At 69.4% G+C, this 18,570-nt stretch carries 7 protein-coding genes and 1 pseudogene; 3 read left to right on the forward strand and 5 right to left on the reverse strand.

The genetic code is table 11. The features are described 5' to 3' along the window. From BZY54_RS55140 to BZY54_RS34935, 3 genes and pseudogenes are all read left to right on the forward strand, one after another. Positions 1–248: pseudogene (locus BZY54_RS55140) on the forward strand (NF041680 family putative transposase); the annotation flags it as partial. 15 nt (positions 249–263) lie between these two features. Further along, positions 264–959, forward strand: a complete 696-nt coding sequence (locus tag BZY54_RS34930) for a DUF5753 domain-containing protein (RefSeq protein WP_086729339.1) — start codon at positions 264–266, stop codon at positions 957–959. An 8-nt stretch (positions 960–967) separates the two neighbouring features. After that, the gene (locus BZY54_RS34935; RefSeq protein ID WP_086729345.1) at positions 968–1,165 is read left to right on the forward strand and encodes a DUF397 domain-containing protein; all 198 of its coding nucleotides are present in this window, start codon (positions 968–970) and stop codon (positions 1,163–1,165) included. Positions 1,166–1,213: 48 nt separating this feature from the next. On the opposite strand, the gene BZY54_RS34940 is transcribed toward BZY54_RS34935, so the two are convergent. The 5 genes from BZY54_RS34940 to mfd form a co-directional block, all read right to left on the reverse strand. Beyond that, positions 1,214–1,711: a hypothetical protein gene (locus tag BZY54_RS34940; RefSeq protein ID WP_143668181.1), complete on the reverse strand. Its 498-nt coding sequence runs from the start codon at positions 1,709–1,711 to the stop codon at positions 1,214–1,216. Positions 1,712–1,994: 283 nt separating this feature from the next. Further along, entirely contained in the window at positions 1,995–2,531 is a 537-nt protein-coding gene (locus BZY54_RS34945) for an SMI1/KNR4 family protein (RefSeq protein WP_086729341.1), read from the reverse strand. A 14-nt stretch (positions 2,532–2,545) separates the two neighbouring features. Then, positions 2,546–13,615, reverse strand: a complete 11,070-nt coding sequence (locus BZY54_RS54855) for a LamG-like jellyroll fold domain-containing protein (RefSeq protein ID WP_086729342.1) — start codon at positions 13,613–13,615, stop codon at positions 2,546–2,548. Positions 13,616–14,078: 463 nt separating this feature from the next. Continuing rightward, positions 14,079–14,894 carry an HNH endonuclease family protein gene (locus BZY54_RS34955; RefSeq protein WP_086729343.1) on the reverse strand — a complete coding sequence of 272 codons (816 nt, stop codon included), beginning with the start codon at positions 14,892–14,894 and terminating at the stop codon, positions 14,079–14,081. A 229-nt stretch (positions 14,895–15,123) separates the two neighbouring features. Further along, a partial coding sequence (gene mfd, locus BZY54_RS34960; RefSeq protein ID WP_086729344.1) for a transcription-repair coupling factor occupies positions 15,124–18,570 on the reverse strand: 3,447 nt, incomplete at its 5' end.

The following is an 18,570-nucleotide window of genomic DNA, read 5'->3' on the forward strand; positions in this document are numbered from 1 at the left end:
CCGAGGACCTCCGCAGGCCCTGGGAACAGTCCGCCCGGCCCGGCCGCCTCACCCCCGCCCGCGTCCGCCGGGGATTCCGCGGCCTCCACGGGAAGACGCCTCAGCCAGCCTGCGCACCGAAATCCAGTACGGCAGGCCCCGGTCGGCCGGCGGGCTCGAAGAACAGGCGCCGAGCCCGCGAGCACCCCGTCGGAAAACAAAACAAAACGGACACTGCGAAGCCCGCCTCAAAGCGGCAGGCAGCATAAACGCCAAGCTCAGGGGTGAGCGAACAACGCCTGCGCCGCATGGCCGCTAACTATGCGTGCACTGACGGGGGGTTCATCGACGCGCTGGCGGCAATGGTCACCGACCGACCGGAGGGCTGGTGGGAGGAGTATCGAGGACTGCTGCCCACGCCGTTCCTGGACATCGCTGAGCTTGAACACCACGCCACGTTCCGGCGAGATGTGGAGTTTCTCTTCATCCCCGGCCTACTTCAGACACCCGAGTACGCCCGCGCCGCCTTCTCTTCCAGAGTCCCCGAACTTCCCGAGGAGGAACTGGAGCTGCGCGTGCGGCATCGTATGCAGCGCAAGGCGATCCTGACGGGACCTGATCCCACTCCATACGAGGCGGTTGTTCACGAGGCGGCACTACGCATCAGAGTCAGCGACCGCGCCACGTCACGAGCCCAACTCTTCCGCGTTCTCGAGCTCTCTGAGGCAGACCATGTCACCGTGCGGGCCATCCCACTCGACTTGGACGGCTTCGGTGGAGCATGGAGCCCGATGATGCTGGCGGGTGGTGCCGTACCCAAGCTGGACACGGCCGTCCGCGACGCGCCTCACGGCACTGGCTTCATCGATTCAGAGGCACAACTCGGCGTCTTCCGAACACTTTTTCGTAGAGTGCAAGCGGTGTCGCTCGACCCGATCCGTTCGCGTGAATTCATCCACAGACTGGCCAAGGAGCTGTGAGACCCACCGTGATCATTACCGACAACTGGCGGAAGTCCTCCCACTCCGGTGGCGGCGACGGCAACAACTGCGTAGAGATCGCCAACTCCCCCACCCGCATAGCCATCCGCGACTCAAAAGCCCCGGCTCGGGCCGCCCTCACCTTCCCGGCCGACGCCTTCAGCACCTTCCTCGAAGCCCTCAAGGAGGAGGGATCTCCGTGGTAAGGCAGGCCGCGCCGCCTACGCATGTCCCAGTCGGCGCAGCAACTGCCATCACTGGTCGGATTCTTCGGCACCCGTGATGCGCAGGTACCCCGGGCCGAGTCCGTACTCCGACACGAACTCGGCCAGGCTGTCCGCGACTCTCTCGAATCGGCGGCTCTCCCACCAGGAAGTCAGCATGTCGGGGTAGGTCCAGATCGAGCCGTCTCGGCGGTTGGCCAGCACAGGATTCTCGTTGACCTTCCCGACGACGAACCAGTCCCCCGGATCCTCGGGAACTTTGACCATGCCCGGCGAGATCAACGCCTGCGACCTCTCGGCGAACTTACGGTCGAGGATCACCACCGACCCCATGACGGCCCCGTCGGCAGCCGACAAGAAGTCCAGGTACTCCTCGGGAGCATCCAGCTCCGGCCGCCGGTGGACGCCGGCCGGAACCGAGTTGAAGATGCTCCACTCCCCGCCGGAGTCGAGGACTTCACGAATTCTCGCAAGAGTCTGCTTGAACTCATCGGTGATCTTCATCCCACTCGTGCCCTCGTCGCCCATGAAGGACACGCTCCATGAATCCGTTTAGACAGTCCGCCACTTCCCGAGCCGGATAGACCAATGCCTTGGCCCGGATATCGCTCATCTCGCCGAGAGCCTCACGCAGCATGAGCCGGCCGTTGACGGCTTCCGACTGGAGACTCTCGACGAATTCTGTTTCGATCTCCGACTCGAACAGTGGAGCACCGGTGAGCCGACCGATGGCCTGCTGAAACCCCTCAGCGACCGCCGCGGCACGCTCGGCGCGCGCCTTCCGGGCGTTGCGACTGGAGCCGGAGCGCCCTTACGGACCCACCACCCGGGCATACACCTCGTCGTACGTCTCCGGGGACATGGCGAGCCTGCCCTGGTCGTCCACGAAGAAGGCACCACTGTCGAAGCATTCATTGAACGTGGTGACCATCTGCTCGATCGTCGAGAATTCGATCTCGGTCGGCTCACCCACAAGAACGCCCGCCACCACGGCTTCCTCACCAGGAGTCCACACGGCCGCGTAAAGGTCACCGCCGCCGCTTCCCAGCAATGGCACCCAGTGACTGCCCAGCGCATCGTCCCCCGTGTAGGCGGTCCTCATGCGCATGCCCTCCTCGAGGGACAGGGGGCTGTAACCGGGAATCACATTGACCTGGTCCTGAATCTGCCCCTGCACGACGGCGATACCGTTACACCAGCGAAACCACTGGGCAACCGATTCCGGGACCTCCTCCCCGAGCACCGATGAAACGTGATCCGCATCCACTCCCGGAACCATCCACGCCACCACAGGCCTGTCCAGGGCTTCCAGCCGGCCGCGCAACCGCTCGAACTCCGCATCCAGCATCTTCAACCGGCTCCCTACTTGGTTCGCACATAGTACGGGTCACCATTATTGACCCCGTTGTCACGCAGGAAGGGCCACAGAGATTCTCGCCCATGCGTCGTGTTCTGCACGCGGTTGATCAGCCTCAGCGTCGCACCCGCACCACCCTGTGTTGTCGACGCGAAGGGAAACTCCTCCCAGGACAACGCGCCGCCGTTTGCATCGGTACCCAGGTCGCCTGGCCGCGGCTGTCCTGCCTGCGCGGCGTTGCGGTTCGCTCTGATGTTGGACCGACCCGTGAGACGGTTCACTATCGGGCTCTCCCCATTGGCCATGGCGTTGTCGAAGTTGTCGGCGACATCGGGGAAACGCGCCCTGTCGATCTCGTGGACCGGCATGGCAGTAGCTTCCCCGGAGGAGTCGACGGCGAATACACGTGGAGCACCACACCCGCACGGCTTGCCGGCCGAGTTGTAGCCGGTACCGCAGTTGTGGACGAGAACCGGTGCGTCTCCCGCCACCACGTAATACGTGTGCAGGCTGCCGATGGTCAGGTCGTACGTCGTGGTGTTCGCGTGGTAGAGGCGGACACCGGTGACCTCGGTGGTACCGGTCGGCGTCTGGAGGACGTCACCGGGTTTCAGGTCCTTCGCCTCGACGAAGGCCGACCGGGTCTCGTCGTAGAAGGGGTGGTGGAAGGTCGTCGTCAGGTGTGCGTTCCGAGCGTCGGCCGTGCTGACCGCCGCCACCGGCTCCTGCGCGTCACCGTGCCCGTGGCCGCCCGACAGGGCGCCCAGCACCGCCGCCGAAGCCGCCAGGCCGAAGGCCGCCTTGCGGGCCGCCCTCTTGGCCACGGACTTGGCCGCGGCCTTCGCACCGGCCTTCACCGACTTCTTGTCCGCGGACTTACCCGCGTCCTTGATCGTCACATCCACGAAGTCGTGGTCCGTGTGCGTGACGATCACGTCGGTGACCTCGTGCGCCTCCGTGCCGGTGGCCCCCGGGACGGCGTTGGCGATGCTGTCGCCCACCTTGACCTGGTCGATGGCCTTGGTCGTGCCGTCGGCCATCAGCACCCGGGTCGCCCCGGTGAAGCTGTGCGGTCCGCCGATCCGGCAGCTCGGCCCGGACTCCTCAGCGGCACCACCCGGCCCGTCTTCCGAGTGCGACTGAGCCCTGGTCCCGGCCCCCTCCGACTCCGCTGCCGACGCCGCTCCGTCCGTGGCGTCCGCCGCTGCCGATTCCTCGACGTCGGTCGCCCCCTTGCCGAACAGACCGCCGACGACCTTCATCGCCTTCGGCGCGACCTTCGAAAGGATCTTGCCGCCCAGGCTGCCCAGGGCGCCGCCCACGGCGCCCGAGACCGCGCCCTCGACCGCCGAGCCCGCGAAGGCGCCCACGCTGCAGTCGCCGCCCCCGTTCTCCGCGCACTTGAAGCCCTGCTCGACCAGCGAGCCCGCCGCGCCCGCGGCCGCCGCGCAGCCGATGGAGCCGACGCCGCCCGTGATCGCCTCACAGCCCGCGAACACCGCCGTGGAGACCACGAAGGAGGTGATCGCCGCCGCGTGGTGCTTGACGTACTTGGCGGCCGACTTCGCCGCCTTGACCGTGGCGTGGTACGCGGTCCTGGCCGCGTGGGCGACCGCGTGCGCGGCCTTCTTCACCGCGTGCGCGACCTTGTGCGCCGCCTTCTTCACCGCGTGCACCACACGGTGCACCGCGCGCGAGACCTTGTGGTACGCGGAGTGGACCGCATGGACCACCCGGTGGTACGCGCGTCTGACGTGTCTGGCGGCGTAGTGGTACACGCGCCGGACCACCCGCACGGTGGCGTGGTAGTAGTCCCGCACGTGGTGCGCGATCTTGTGCGCCGCGTGCTTGACGGCGTGGACCACCTTGCGGGCCGCGTGCTTGACCGCGTGGTAGACCTTGTGGACCACGTGCTTGACGGCGTGACTCACATGGTGCGCGACCTTCTTCGCGCCGCACACCACGTCGTACCAGGAGCAGTTGCCCGACTCGTCGGTGCCCGCCAGCGGGTTGTCGTCGACGTAGGCGAACGGGTTCGCCGCCACCGAGTTCGGCACCGCGTCCAGCGAGACGCTGTCCTTGTTCAGGAACTGCCCCGTGCCCGGGTCGTACCAACGCGAGGCCGTGCCCACGTTGCCCGTGCCCGGCTCCGTCCACCCCGACTGGAAGCCCAGATGGCCGGTGATCGTGTTCGTCGGCGAGACCACCTTGCCCAGCGGGTCGTAGGACACCGAACCCGCCAGCGAGGTCGCCCCAGAGGTGAAGGTGCCCACCACGTCGCTGTGCTGGTCGGTCAGGGCGAGCACCCCGCTGCCGCCGGCGGGCTTGACGCCGACGACGCCGCCCGCCGGGTCGTAGGTGTAGGTGTTGTCACCGTCCGAGGCGATCGTGTTGTCCGCGCCGGAGTAGGCGAAGGTGCGGGTGGAGCCGACCTCCGTGTCCCGGTCGGAGACGTTCCGGCCGAGCGCGTCCAGCGTGTACGACTGCGAGCCGGCGACGATCTGGCCGCCGAAGGCGTCCGTCCTGTACGCCACCGTCCCGCCGGCCGCCGACGACTCCTGCGTCATCGTGCCGCGCGCCGAGTAGTCGTAGGTGTGCGTGCCGTCCGACGTCAGCTCGTCGCGCTCGTCGTAGGTGTAGACGTCCGAGCCGTTGCGGATGCGGTTGCCCGACGCGTCGTAGGCGTATGACGTCGTCTTCGTGCCGTCGTTCCACGACGTGAGCCGGTTGGCCCAGTCGTAGCCGTAGGTGTTGGTCGACGCGCCCGAGACGCCCGTCGTCGTCTTCGACGTCAGGTTGCCGTTGTTGTCGTAGCCGTAGCCGAAGCTCGCCAGCGTCGAGGCGCCCTGCACCAGGACGTCGCTGGTCAGCTCGTGCGCGCTGTTGTAGCCGAAGGTGCGGGTCTGTCCGGTCGAGCCGTACTTGACCGACCTCAGCTCGTTCAGCACGCCGTACGTGTACGTCAGCTGCGTGCCCGTGGCCGCGTCGTTCAGGGACGACAGGCGGCCGGCCGTGTCGTAGCCGTAGGTCGTCGTGCCCGACGCGTCCGTGCGGGATGTCATCTGACTGTCGTCGTTGTAGGCGAAGCCGGCCGAGCCCGCCGAGCCCGACGCCGTCAGCAGGTCGCTGCGGTCGTCGTAGGTGAACTCGTCGTGCGTGGCGTCCTGGTGGTCCGCCGCTCCGGCGATGCCCGCCTCGTCCGTGTTCGCCGACAGTACGCGGCCGTCCGCGTCGTAGGTGAAGCTCCGCTTGGCCGTGGCCGCGTCGGCGCCCGCGCCGGACATGGTCTTCAGCCGGCCGTTGACGTCGTAGGTCATCGCCGTCGTGACCCCGCCGGGCAGCGTCACGTTCGTCATCTGACCGTCGGCGTCGTAGGCGAAGGTCGTCGTCGAGTCGGCCGCCGAGGTGTACTTGGTGGTGGTCGGCTCGATCACCTTCTCCTGCTGGCCCCACGGCGTGTACGTGTAGCGCCAGGAGTTGCCGCGGCCGTCGGTGAAGCGGGTGCGGTTGCCGGCCGCGTCGTAGCCGAAGGTCGTGGTGATCGACGTGGAGGCGTCGACCGGCTGGATCTCCTGCGTGATGGTGCCGGCCGCGTCGTAGGTGAAGCGGCTGGTGTGGCCGTTGGCGTCCGTGGTGGAGATCATGTTGCCGACGCCGTCGTACGCCTGCGAGGTCTCCCACAGCTTGGTGCCGCTCGCGTCGTAGGACCGCGTGGCCGTCGGATCGCCGTCGGTGTTGTAGTCGGTCGTGGTGTAGGTGCCGTCCGCCAGGGTCGTCTTCGAGACGTTGCCCTCGAAGTCGTATGCGTAGCGCGTGGTGTTGCCCGCGCCGTCGGCGACCGAGGTGACGTCACCGGCCCGGTTGTAGCCGTACGACGTCGTCACACCGCCCGGGGAGGTGGTGGAGGCGACGTGGGCGCCGTAGGGGTTGCCCGCCGTGACCGCGTAGGAGGTGGTGGACGTCAGGGTCCGCGTCGACGGGTAGCGCTCCAGCGTCGTCTGCGTGACCGGCCGGCCCATGAAGTCGTACGTGGCCTGGGTCTGCGCGCCGGTCGGGTCCGTCATCGACAGCTGCTCGCCGTTGGGGTCGTACGTGGCGTGCGTCTTCGTGCCGTCCGCAGCGGTCGTCTGGGCGAGGTTGCCCAGCTGGTCGTACAGGTACGACGTGGTCTTCCCGCCCGGGGTGGTGACGGAGGTCTGGTCGCCCTCGCTGTCGTAGGTGTAGACGGTCGTGCCCGCGTTGGGCGTCGAGGCGCCCGCCGGGGTGTACGGCGGCAGGGTCTCGGAGGCCTTGTTGCCCTCCGCGTCGTACGCCGTGGTCGAGACCAGGCCGTTGGGGTCCTGTTCCTCGACGGCCTCACCGAAGGTGTTGAAGCCGCTTGTGGTCACCGGGCGGACGGTGGAGGCGGTGGTGCCGTCCGGCTCGGCCTGGACGGCGGGCGCGGTGGTGACCGCGAGGTTGCCCGCCTCGTCGTAGGAGTAGTCGGTGGTGTGCTGCTCGGCGTCCGTCATGGACGTCGGCAGGCCCCGCCTGTCGTAGGTGTACTTCGTGGTCTGCGCGTCGGAGGAGCCGACCGTGCCGCCGCCGCGGCCCTTGCCGTACAGGGAGGTCACCTCGGAGGCCGACAGCGCCCGCTGGTAGACCTGCACGTTGGAGACCGCGCCGGGCAGCAGGTCCGTGGGGGCACCCGCGTACTTGGCCTGGCCGATGGTGAGGGGGCCGGTGGCGTTCCACGGCGTGGTGTTCGTGCCCGAGCCGGACAGGGTGCCGTTGACGTAGATCTTGATGGCGCCGGTGGAGGCGTCGAAGACGCCCACGAGCTGGGTCCAGGCACCGGCACTGGGCACGGCGGTGGAGTAGGCCGCCGGGAAGGTGGCTCCGGAGGCGTCCGAGCTCGTCTGCTCCATGCTCCACAGCGGCGCGCTGGTGTGCGCGTAGTTGTACTGGAGCATGAACGCGCTGTTGGTGCCGCCGGTCTGCGCGACGACCGTCTCGTTGTGGTTCGGCAGCGAGCTCATCTTCACCCACGCCGAGACCGTGTAGGAGGCGCTGGTGTCGAGCACCGGCCCGTTCGTGGCGATCTGCTGGCCGGTCGTGCCCGCGAAGTCGGCGGCGCCGTCGCTCCACGTGACGCCGGAGGCGGTGGCGGAGTTGCCGGTGCCGGAGGCGTCGGTGACATGGGTGCCGGAGGTCTGGTCGAGCTTCCACCAGCCCGACGGGTGGCCGGAGGCGTCCCCGTACAGCGTCTCGCTGAGCAGGTTGCCCATGTCGTCGTAGGTGCTGGTGGTGGTGCGGTCGTAGCCGGAGGCGTCGTGGTCGTTCTCGGTGGCGACCTGGTCGTCCGGCGTGTACGACACGGTGGTCACCCGGTCCACGCCGGTCGGGTCCAGCTCGCTGGACGTGGTCCGGGAGGCGGCGTCGACGGTGTACTTGGTGACGGTCTCGCCGTTGTCCGTGGTGGACTGCAGCATGTTCCCGGCGGCGTCGTAGGTGTCCGACTCCAGCACGTAGGTGGACTTGCCGTCGGCGCTGGTCCGCTTCACCGTCGCGGTCAGACCGTCGTCGGTGTACGTGTACGACGTGGTGTTGCCCATCGCGTCGGTGATCGACGCGAGCCGCCCGGCCGGGTCGTAGGCCCGGGAGGACTCGGTGAGCAGGGCCGGCGACTGCGGGTTCGTCGGGTCGCCGGTGTACATCACGCCCTGCGTGAGCAGGTCGCCGTTGTCGTCGTAGGTGTACCGGGTCTCGTCGCCGGCGCTGGTGACCTCCTTGGTCTTGTTGCCGGAGGAGTCGTACGTGTACGTGGTGGTGTTGCCGTTGGGGGCGCCCTCGGCCGCGTTGGCGTCGGACTCGGTCAGCACGTGGTCGTAGACGTCATAGGTCCACGTCCGCGTGCGGGCCTTGTCGCCGCCGCTGGCGTCCGCGACGGTCTGCGAGGTGGTGTTGCCGTCCTCGTCGAAGACCGTGCTGGTGACGGCGGCGTGCGTGGCGCCGGTGACACGGTCGGTGAGCTGCGGGTCGTGCTCCTCGACCACCTGGCCGGCGGCGTCGTACTTGTACGTCGTCACCAGGCCGTTGGGGTAGGTGTCGGAGACGGCCTTCTGGCTGGTGACCTGGCCCAGGCCGTCGTAGGTGTACTGGGTGACCAGGCCGATGGCGTCGGTGGTGGAGGCCACGTCGCCGTTCTTGAAGTACGACACCTGGTTGACCGCGCCGCCTGGGCTGACGGTCTTCACCGGTAGCCCCTTGGGCACCACGCCGCCGTCGGCCGACGGGTAGGCGCTGGTGCCGTCGCTGTACTCGGTGGTGGTGCTGCGGCCGTTCGGGAAGCCGGGCACCGCCGGGCCGGTGATCGCGGTCTGGTTGCCCGCCGAGTCGTAGGTGTACGACGTCAGGTAGGTGTTGTCGGCGGCGGACGAGGACCGGCCGTCGCGCTCGGTCAGCAGCTGGTCGTTGCGCGGGTCGGCGGTGGTCAGCTGCGCCGTGGTGTCGTCCGGGTAGTACGAGTAGTACTCGGTGTTGCACTTGTTCGCGGCCTGGTCCTGGCAGGACGTGGAGGAGACCACGTTGCCGCGCACGTCGTGACCGGTGACGGTCATCGACCCGTTGGGGTCGGTGACCGTGTGCTCGAAGCCGGAGGTGTCGTAGCCGAAGCTGGTCCTGTCGCCCAGGCCGTCGATCTCGGTCAGGGCGCGGTTGCCGTGGTCGACGTCGTAGGTGTACGTCAGCGTCGAGTTCGTCGGCGAGGTGACCTTCACGGTCTTCACCGGCAGCAGGCCGGTGGAGTTCTTCGCCGCCTGGAACTGCTCGGCGACGTCGGCGTCGGCCAGCTGCGAGCGGAAGAGGGCGACGTCCGCGAGGGAGCCCTTGAAGTAGGTGGCGTAGCCCGTGTTGTCCGCGGTGTTGTGGTGCGCCTCGTCCGGCCAGTTGCCGCCGAGGTAGCCGGCGCCGACGTAGGTGTACGGCTGGTTGACCATGTTGCCCGCGCCGCTCTGGGTGCCCACGAGGGTGCCGTCGAGGTAGAGCGACTGGCTGCTCGCCGAAGTGGAGAGCACCACGTGGTGCCACTTGTTGTCGGTGACGGCGGCGGAGGAGCCGAGCGGCTTGGTGGAACCGCCCGAGAAGTAGTACTCGCCGTAGAGCTTGCCGCTGCCGCCGACGTAGAGCACGGGGGTGTACGAGGTCGGGGTGGTGCCGTTGCCCAGCGGGTCCTTGGACGCGCCGAGCAGCACGCCGTTCGCGGTCGACGTCTTGAACCACATGCTGACCGACTCGGCGCCCGAGCCGGGCACCGATCCGTTCGGCAGCGTCACCGAGGAGGCCGTGCCGTCGAAGGTGGCGGCCTTGGCGTCGCTGAAGGGGCCGGACGCGCCGAGGGTCACGGAGTTGTAGGTGCCGTCACCGCCGTGTACCTGGTCCACGGCCTTGGCCGCGCCCGCCGCCTCGCCGAGGCGGAAGTACTCCGAGGGCGCGCCGCCGAGCACGGCTCCGCGATAGGTGTCGCTGGACCCGGTGACGGTGGGGGCGCCGAGCTTCCAGACGCCGCCGTTCTCATCGGTCAGCTGGGTCAGCGTGGTGGTGTCGGGGTCGTACTGCATCGCCGCGAACGCCTTGCCGGACGGCCGGGTGATGGAGCTCAGCAGGCTGGTGCCGTGGGTGCCGTAGGTGTACAGGGCGTTGACGTCGGCGGCGACCAGCGGCTTGCTGTACCAGGCCACGTCGGCCATGGAGCCGTTGAAGTAGGTGGGGTAGCCGTTCGGCGAGGTGGTCGAGTGGTGCGGTTCGTCGGGCCAGTCGCCGCCCAGGAAACCGGTGCCCAGGTAGTTGAAGACCTGGTTCTTGCCGAAGGCGTCGGCGCTCTTGATGGAGACGGTACCGGAGCGCGAACCGACCTTGGCGTTGTCCAGGAACAGTGTCTGGGAGTTGCCGGAGGCGGACAGCACCACGTGGTGCCACTTGCCGTCGGCGACGGACGCGGTGGACACGATCGGGTTGACGCCGCCGCTGTACCAGAACTCGGCGTTCAGCTTGCCGTCGGTGCCGACGTAGACGGACGGGGTGTAGTAGCCGGCCGCCTGTGCGGAGCTGATCGGCTGCGAGGCGTACGAGTAGAGGACGCCGGGTCCCTGCGAGGTCTTGAACCATAGGGATATCGCACCGGAGTTGGTGTCGTTGCCGAGGTTCTTCGGCAGTGAGACGTCGGAGGTGGTGCCGTTGAAGGTGGCGGCCTTCGACGACGACCCGGTGAGCGGCCCGGCGGTCTGGCCGAGGGTGACGTTCTCGTAGGTGGCGTCGGTCGTGCCCTCGTTGTCGAGGACGGCGTCCTTGGCGGTGGTGCCGGAGGCCTCCGACAGGGACCAGAAGGTGTGCGGGTCGAGGTCGAGGGCCGCGTTCCGGTAGCCGGAGGCGCTGGTGTAGCCGTACGTCGTGCACTTGGTGGTGGACAGCGGCGAGCACACCTGGGTGAGCTGGTCGCCGGTGTAGCCGTACGTCCACGTCCGGGCGGTGGTGGCGTCACCCGGGGTGACCGGGTCGGTGACCACGGTCGCCACGTGCGCGGCCTGGGCACCCGAGGGGGTGCTCCAGGTCAGCGACAGGGAACGGCCGGAGACCGCGGAGGTCATCTTGGTGATGTGGCCGCTCGTCCAGGTCAGGTTCACCGACCGGCCGTTGGCGTCCGTCACCGAGGTCAGGCCGTAGCCACCGGAGCCCAGGGACTGGGTGAAGGTGTAGACGGTGTCGTCCTTGTCGGTCAGCGTGTAGCCGCCGGTGACCGACTTGAAGGTGGCGAAGCGTCCGTTGCCGGGCGTGAAGGTGCCGTCGCTGTTCTTGCCGTAGCCGACCTGCGAGCCGTCCGGGTAGGTGACGACGACGCTGGAGACCGCGCCGGAGGCGGTGTACTGCTCGGTGGCCCGGGAGTCGAAGATGCTCGACCAGCCCGCGCCGAACGCGCCGGTCCAGCGCGGGTCGCGGGAGTTGTAGTCGCGCTCGACGTCCAGGGAGGGCCCGACGGTGGAGATCGAGGCGTCGGTGTCGGAGGTGGTGTAGTTGCCGATGGCGGCGTCGAAGCCGTGGTCGCTGCTGTTCTGCGACAGACCGGAGGTGATCACGGTCTGCGGCACCTGCACGGACAGCTGGTAGGGGTCCGCCGGGGAGTACAGGTTGGTGGCCGAGTCGTAGGCCTGGACGGTCCAGCTGTAGGACTTGCCCCAGGCGAGCTTGCCGGCCGGGACGGTCCAGTCGCCGGTGGCGACCAGACCGGAGTCGGCGACCTTGGTGCCGGTGGCGTCGTAGACCCGGAACAGGTACTGGTTGGCGCTGCCGCTGGTGGAGTTGGCGCCGCCCGCCCAGGCGGAGAGCTCGGGCTGGGTGGTGCCGACGACCGCGTTGTCCGAGGGGAACTGCTCGTACAGCTGCGGTGCGGTGTTGCCGGTGTAGGTGACCAGGATGTGCGGGCCGTCGGCGGGGTCGTTGAACGAACCGAACTGCTTCCAGTGCAGGTTGTCCGTGGTCGAGGCGTAGATCGCGAGCCCGTAGTCGGGGGTGGTGCCGTTGAACCAGCCCTGGATGGCCGAAGTGGTCAGCGGCACCTGCAGCCAGTCGCCTACGGTGCGGTCGGCGGCGGTGTTGGCGCAGGCGGTGGGGACGCTCGGGGTCAGGTTGCCGATCGAGGAACCGTGCGAGGGGCCGGGGTAGCTGGTGACGGACTCCGGGGTCCACGCCTTGGTCACCAGTGCGACGTCGAAGCGCTCGGGGGTGCAGGTGGAGGCCCAGGTGTCGAAGATGTCCAGGTGGGCCTCGGTGACGGTCAGGCCGCTGCCGTCCCAGGCGTTGTCCCAGTGGTTGTAGAAGCTGACCGCGGAGTGGGTGCCGGAGTCGTAGGAGCCGACCTTGATGGTCTGCTCGTAGGAGTGGTCGCCGTCGGCGCCGGACTCGGCGTAGGTGGTGACCCAGCCGTCGTCGACGGTCGGGTCGACGGTGACCGGGAAGACGCGGTGGGAGTCGTGCAGCCACCGGCTGTCCAGCGTCACCTTCAGCGCGTAGCCGTCCTCGGAGTGGACCAGCTCGGAGGTGACGTCGTGGGTGGTGGCCGGGTCGCCCGAGCGGAGGTTCACCTTCGAGTCGTAGGCGTACGCCGGAGGGATGCGCTCGACGGTCCTGCCCGAGCCGTCACGCAGGTCGATCCAGCCGTCTCCGTGCCGGACGGGGGTGAGGCCCTTGAGGGAGAGGGGGAAGGTCCAGGAGTCGCCGGCGTCCGCGGAGTGCAGGACGACCGACTCCTTCACACCGGTGGCGGTGGGGGCCACCTTCAGGTCGGTGGCGTCGAGGACGCCCGTGTAGGTGACGGTGGAGCCGTGTGCGGTGCCCTTGACCGGGGCGGCGCCCTTGAGGGCGTAGGCGATGCGGTGATCCGGGTCGATCGCGAGGGACGCCAGGGCGGAGTCGGTGGCCTTGGCGCCGAAGTCGACGGCGAGGGAGTTGGCCTTCTCGTGCCAGCGGCCGTCCGGGCCCGCCCGCACGTCCACGTCGATCGGCGCCCACCTGCCTTTGGACACCTGGTAGTTGACCGGCTCCTGGTACATCTCGCGGGTCGTGGAGCCGTCCGCGTTGTCGTAGACCGTCGCCGTGCGCGAGGACTTGCTCGCGTTGCGCTTGCTGGTCCTGGCGTCGAAGGTGCCGCCGCCGCTGCGACCGCGCTTGATGGCCGGCGTGTGCGGGTGGTAGGCGGACAGCTCGCCGCGGCCCTTGCCGGGGGCGTGGCCCGCGCCGCGGTGCGCGGCGGTGGCGTCGGCCGAGACGTGGTGCCGGTGCCCGGCGGCCGTGCCCGACTGCTGGTGCGGCAGCCTGCCCCAGTGCGGGTCGGTGAACCAGGACGCGAGCGAGGCGAGGCTCATGCTCGGCAGCTCGATACGGCCCAGTTCCAGTCCCTCGGCGAGGGCCTGATCCGTCGTCAGCAGCAGGGCCAGCGCGGTGAGCACCACCACGGCGACGGAGCGCCGCGCCCGGCGGGCACGGCGTACGGGCCGCCCGGTGCGCGCGGGGCGCGGGCGGCGGCTGAGCGGCCACAGTGGCACGGCTACGACTCCAGCGGTCAAGAACGGCACAGAAACGCGCCGATCTTGCCCCCTGTGAACAATCTGTGGACAGATTCAAGAGGCGATCTTGTGTAGTCCTTGACTGCCTCTTGCTGAACCTGACCGATTTGCTGCCGGGCACCCCTTTGCGACTTGTGAACGCCTTTGCCGAACCGTCATGGACGCAGCATCAGATCTTCACCTGACGGTGACTCATCCAAAGTCGCCCGTACCGCTGTTGGCCGCGCCGGCGAGTGTGCGCTCTCTTGGTCTGCCTGACTCGCTTCGGCTCCGGCCGGCGGCGAGCTGGGAGACGGCGCTGAGGGTCACCTGATGCGGCGATGCTCGCCCTCGCCCGCCACATGATGGTGCTGGGCGACCGGAGGCCCGGAGCGTCAAGAGGCCGGGCGCGGGCCGCGGCCGACAACCAGCCGATCCTCCTTGTCGAGCCTCCGGTCGCTCGTCAACCGCCGCACTGCTTCAGCATCATCTGCTTGTCCGCCGGCGTCACCGGCAGCTTGTACTTCAGGGACACCTGGGCGAACCGCACGCTGTAGGCGCACCGGACGCTCTTGCTCGGCGGCAGCCAGGTCGCGGGACCGGAGTCGCCCTTGGCTGAGTTGGCGGGACCGTCCGCCGGGATGAGGTTGAGCGGGTCGTTGGCTATCTGCTCGCGCCTGTCCTTCGTCCAGTGCGCGGCGCCCATCTGCCAGTCGTAGGACAGCGGCATCACGTGGTCGATCTGGACGGTGGTCGCGTGCGACTTCGTCCACTGGATCGTCCGCCCCGTGTAGGGGTCGTCGAGGGTCATGGCGATCACCACGCAGTTCGACCCCTTCCGGAAGCGAACGTCCTGGCCGTCGCGCCTGAGCAGGTCGTTGCGGGTGTCGCAGCCGTTGCGCGCCCACGGGACGCCGTCCGCGGTGTCCATCCAGGCGTAGCCGAACTCGTCCCGGTCGTAGCCGGTCTTCGGTCCGCGCCCCTTCGTCGACAGGGACCCGATGAGCCTGCGGGCCGCGGCCTTGTCGGCCTGGCTCGTCAGGGGCGCCAGGCCCGGCTTCGTGCCGTCGGGGTTCTTCAGCGGGCTGACCGAGTGTCCGTCCGAGGCGGGCGCGGGTGCCCCGCTTCCCGTGGGGGACCCGGCGTCGCCGGTACCGCCCTTGCACCCGGTGAGGAGCGCCACCGCCGCGCACACCGCGAGGCCGCCGCGCAGGAGGGGGCGCGCCCCGCCGTAGTACCTCGACCGCCCCCCGGAACCACGGCACACCTCTACGCCCATGAGCCCTCCCCTTGCCTTTCCCGGCCCGCCCCCTTGCGTGCGGGCCTGTTTTTCCGGTGCCCACGGTAACCAGGAAGATGTTCGGCCCACTTGGGGCGCAAAGGGGCATACAGGAGCGAGCGGGGCGTATCGATGGTGCTTCGCCCTCGGCCGCCAGGGGCGCCAGGCCCCGTCGTCACATTGCCGCCGGCCGCCCGAAGGGGGCAGGCGGCAATGTGACGACAGAGGCCTATGACCCCAGGACCGAAGCCAGGAACTCCCCTACCCAGCCCAGCAGTTCGCGGCCGACCAGTGGCTTGCCGCCCACCTTCGCCGTCTTCGGGCGGGGCACCAGGACCTGGTGGACGGCCGGCTTGATCACCGTGCCCGGGTAGAGGCGCTTGAGGCGCAGTTCCTGGGACTCGCGCAGGTCCACCGGGGCGAAGCGGATGTTGTTGCCCTGCAGGACGATCTCGCCGACACCGCAGGCGCGGGCGAGCATGCGCAGCCCGGCGACCAGGAGGAGGTTCTCCACCGGCTCGGGCAACTTGCCGTAGCGGTCGGTGAGTTCCTCGCGGACGGCCTTGATGTCCTCCTCGGAGTTGGCGGAGGCGATGGCCCGGTAGGCCTGCAGGCGCAGCCGCTCGCCGGGCGCGTAGTCGTGCGGGACGTGCGCGTCGACGGGCAGCTCGATCTTGACCTCCAGCGGCGCCTCCTCCTGGACCTCACCGGTCTCCAGCTGCCGCCGGTAGTCCGCGACCGCCTCGCCGACCATGCGGACGTACAGGTCGAAGCCGACGCCCGCGATGTGGCCGGACTGCTCGCCGCCCAGCAGGTTTCCGGCGCCGCGGATCTCCAGGTCCTTCATCGCCACGTACATGCCCGCGCCCATCTCGGTGTGCTGGGCGATGGTGGCGAGCCGCTCGTGGGCCGTCTCCGTCAGCGGCTTCTCCGGCGGGTAGAGGAAGTAGGCGTAGCCGCGCTCGCGGCCACGGCCGACACGTCCGCGCAGCTGGTGCAGCTGGGAGAGGCCGAAGTTGTCGCCGCGCTCCACGATCAGGGTGTTGGCGTTGGAGATGTCGATGCCCGACTCGACGATCGTCGTGGAGACCAGCACGTCGAACTTCTTCTCCCAGAAGTCGACGACCACCTGCTCCAGGGCCTGCTCCGACATCTGGCCGTGGGCCGTGGCGATCCGCGCCTCCGGGACGATCTCGCGCAGCTTCGCCGCGGCGCGGTCGATCGACTCCACCCGGTTGTGGATGTAGAAGACCTGGCCCTCGCGCAGCAGCTCGCGGCGGATCGCCGCGCCGATCTGCTTCTGCTCGTACGGCCCGACGAAGGTCAGCACCGGGTGGCGCTCCTCCGGCGGCGTGGTGATCGTGGACATCTCGCGGATGCCCGTCACCGCCATCTCCAGGGTCCTGGGGATCGGGGTCGCGGACATCGTCAGCACGTCGACGTTCGCCCGCAGCTTCTTCAGCTGCTCCTTGTGCTCGACGCCGAAGCGCTGCTCCTCGTCGACGATGACCAGGCCCAGGTCCTTGAACTTGGTCTCGGAGGAGAAGAGGCGGTGGGTGCCGATGACGATGTCCACCGAGCCGTCGCGCAGGCCCTCCAGGACCGCCTTCGCCTCGGTGTCGGTCTGGAAGCGGGAGAGCGCCTTCACGTTCACCGGGAACTGCGAGTAGCGCTCGCCGAACGTGCCGAAGTGCTGCTGCACCAGCAGGGTCGTCGGGACCAGCACCGCGACCTGCTTGCCGTCCTGGACGGCCTTGAAGGCGGCGCGGACCGCGATCTCCGTCTTGCCGTAGCCGACGTCGCCGCAGATCAGCCGGTCCATCGGGACCGACTTCTCCATGTCCTCCTTGACCTCGGCGATCGTGGTCAGCTGGTCGGGCGTCTCCGCGTAGGGGAAGGCGTCCTCCAGCTCCCGCTGCCAGGGCGTGTCGGCGCCGAAGGAGTGCCCGGGGGCCGCCATCCGGGCCGAGTACAGCTTGATCAGGTCGGCGGCGATCTCCTTGACCGCCTTCTTCGCCCGCGCCTTCGTCTTCGTCCAGTCGGCGCCGCCGAGCCGGTGCAGGGTGGGCGCCTCACCGCCGACGTACTTGGTGATCTGCTCCAGTTGGTCGGTGGGGATGTAGAGGCGGTCGCCCGGCTGGCCGCGCTTGGCCGGGGCGTACTCCACCACCAGGTACTCGCGGGTCGCGCCCTGCACGGTGCGCTGCGCCATCTCGATGTAGCGGCCCACGCCGTGCTGCTCGTGGACGATGTAGTCGCCCGCCTCCAGGGTCAGCGGGTCGATGGTCTTGCGGCGGCGGGCCGGCATCCGGGCGCCGTCCCGGCTCGCCGTGCGCTGCCCGGAAAGGTCGGTCTCGGTGAGCACCGCCAGCTTCAGCGACGGGTCGACGAAGCCGTGGTCGACGCAGCCGCACGCCACGTGCACCACCGACGGGGACAGCTCGCCGAGATCGGCGTCCAGGCGGGCGGCGATGCCCTCGCCGCCCAGCACCTCGACCGTACGGGTGGCCGGGCCGTGCCCCTCGGTGACGTAGACGATGCGCCAGCCGTCGGCGAGCCAGCCCTTGGTGTCGGCGAGCGCCCGGGCGGTGTCGCCCCGGTACGTCTCCGGCGCGTGCATGCCGAGCTTGAGCGTGTCCCCGCCGCCGTCGGCGTCCCCGTCGTACGCCGTCTCGTCGGCGGCGAACGGGGAGACGGACCACCACATCATGTCCAGCTCGCGGGCCCGGTCCCGGACGTCCGCGATCGACCACAGGGAGGCCGCGCCGACGTCGATCGGCGCCTCGCCGCCACCGGCGGTGGCCGCCCAGGACGCCTGCAGGAACTCCTGGGAGGTCGCCACCAGGTCGGAGGCGCGCGTGCGCACCCGCTCCGGGTCGCACACCACGGCCATCGAGCCCTTGGGCAGCACGTCGAGGAGCAGCTCCATGTCGTCGACGAGGACCGGGGCCAAAGACTCCATGCCCTCCACCGCGATACCCTCGGCGATCTTGCCGAGCAGTTCACCGAGCTCCGGGTGGCGCTCGGCCAGGGCGCGGGCACGCGCGCGTACGTCCTCGGTGAGCAGCAGCTCACGGCAGGGCGGGGCCCACAGGCCGTGCTCGGCGACTTCGAGGGAGCGCTGGTCGGCGACCTTGAAGTAGCGGATCTCCTCGACGTCGTCGCCCCAGAACTCGATGCGCAGCGGGTGCTCCTCGGTGGGCGGGAACACGTCGAGGATGCCGCCGCGCACGGCGAACTCGCCGCGCTTCTCCACCAGCTCGACGCGCGCGTACGCGGCGGCGGCCAGGGCCTCCACCACGTCGTTCAGGTCGGCGGTCCGGCCCGTTCTCAAGGACACCGGTTCCAGGTCGCCCAGGCCCTTGACCTGCGGCTGGAGCACCGAGCGGATCGGCGCGACGACGACGGAGACCGGACCGGTCTCGGGGTCGTCGGTGCTCGGGTGGGCCAGGCGGCGCAGCACGGCCAGACGGCGGCCCACGGTGTCGCTGCGCGGGCTGAGCCGCTCGTGCGGGAGCGTCTCCCAGGAGGGGTACTCCACGACGCCCTCCGGGGGCAGCAGCGAGCGCAGCGCCGCCGCCAGATCCTCGGCCTCGCGTCCGGTCGCCGTCACCGCGAGCACGGGGCGGGCGGCCTCGCGGGCCAGGGCGGCGACCGCGAAGGGGCGGGCCGCGGG

It is taken from the genome of Streptomyces carpinensis (genome assembly GCF_002154505.1).
GTDB lineage: Bacteria > Actinomycetota > Actinomycetes > Streptomycetales > Streptomycetaceae > Streptomyces > Streptomyces carpinensis.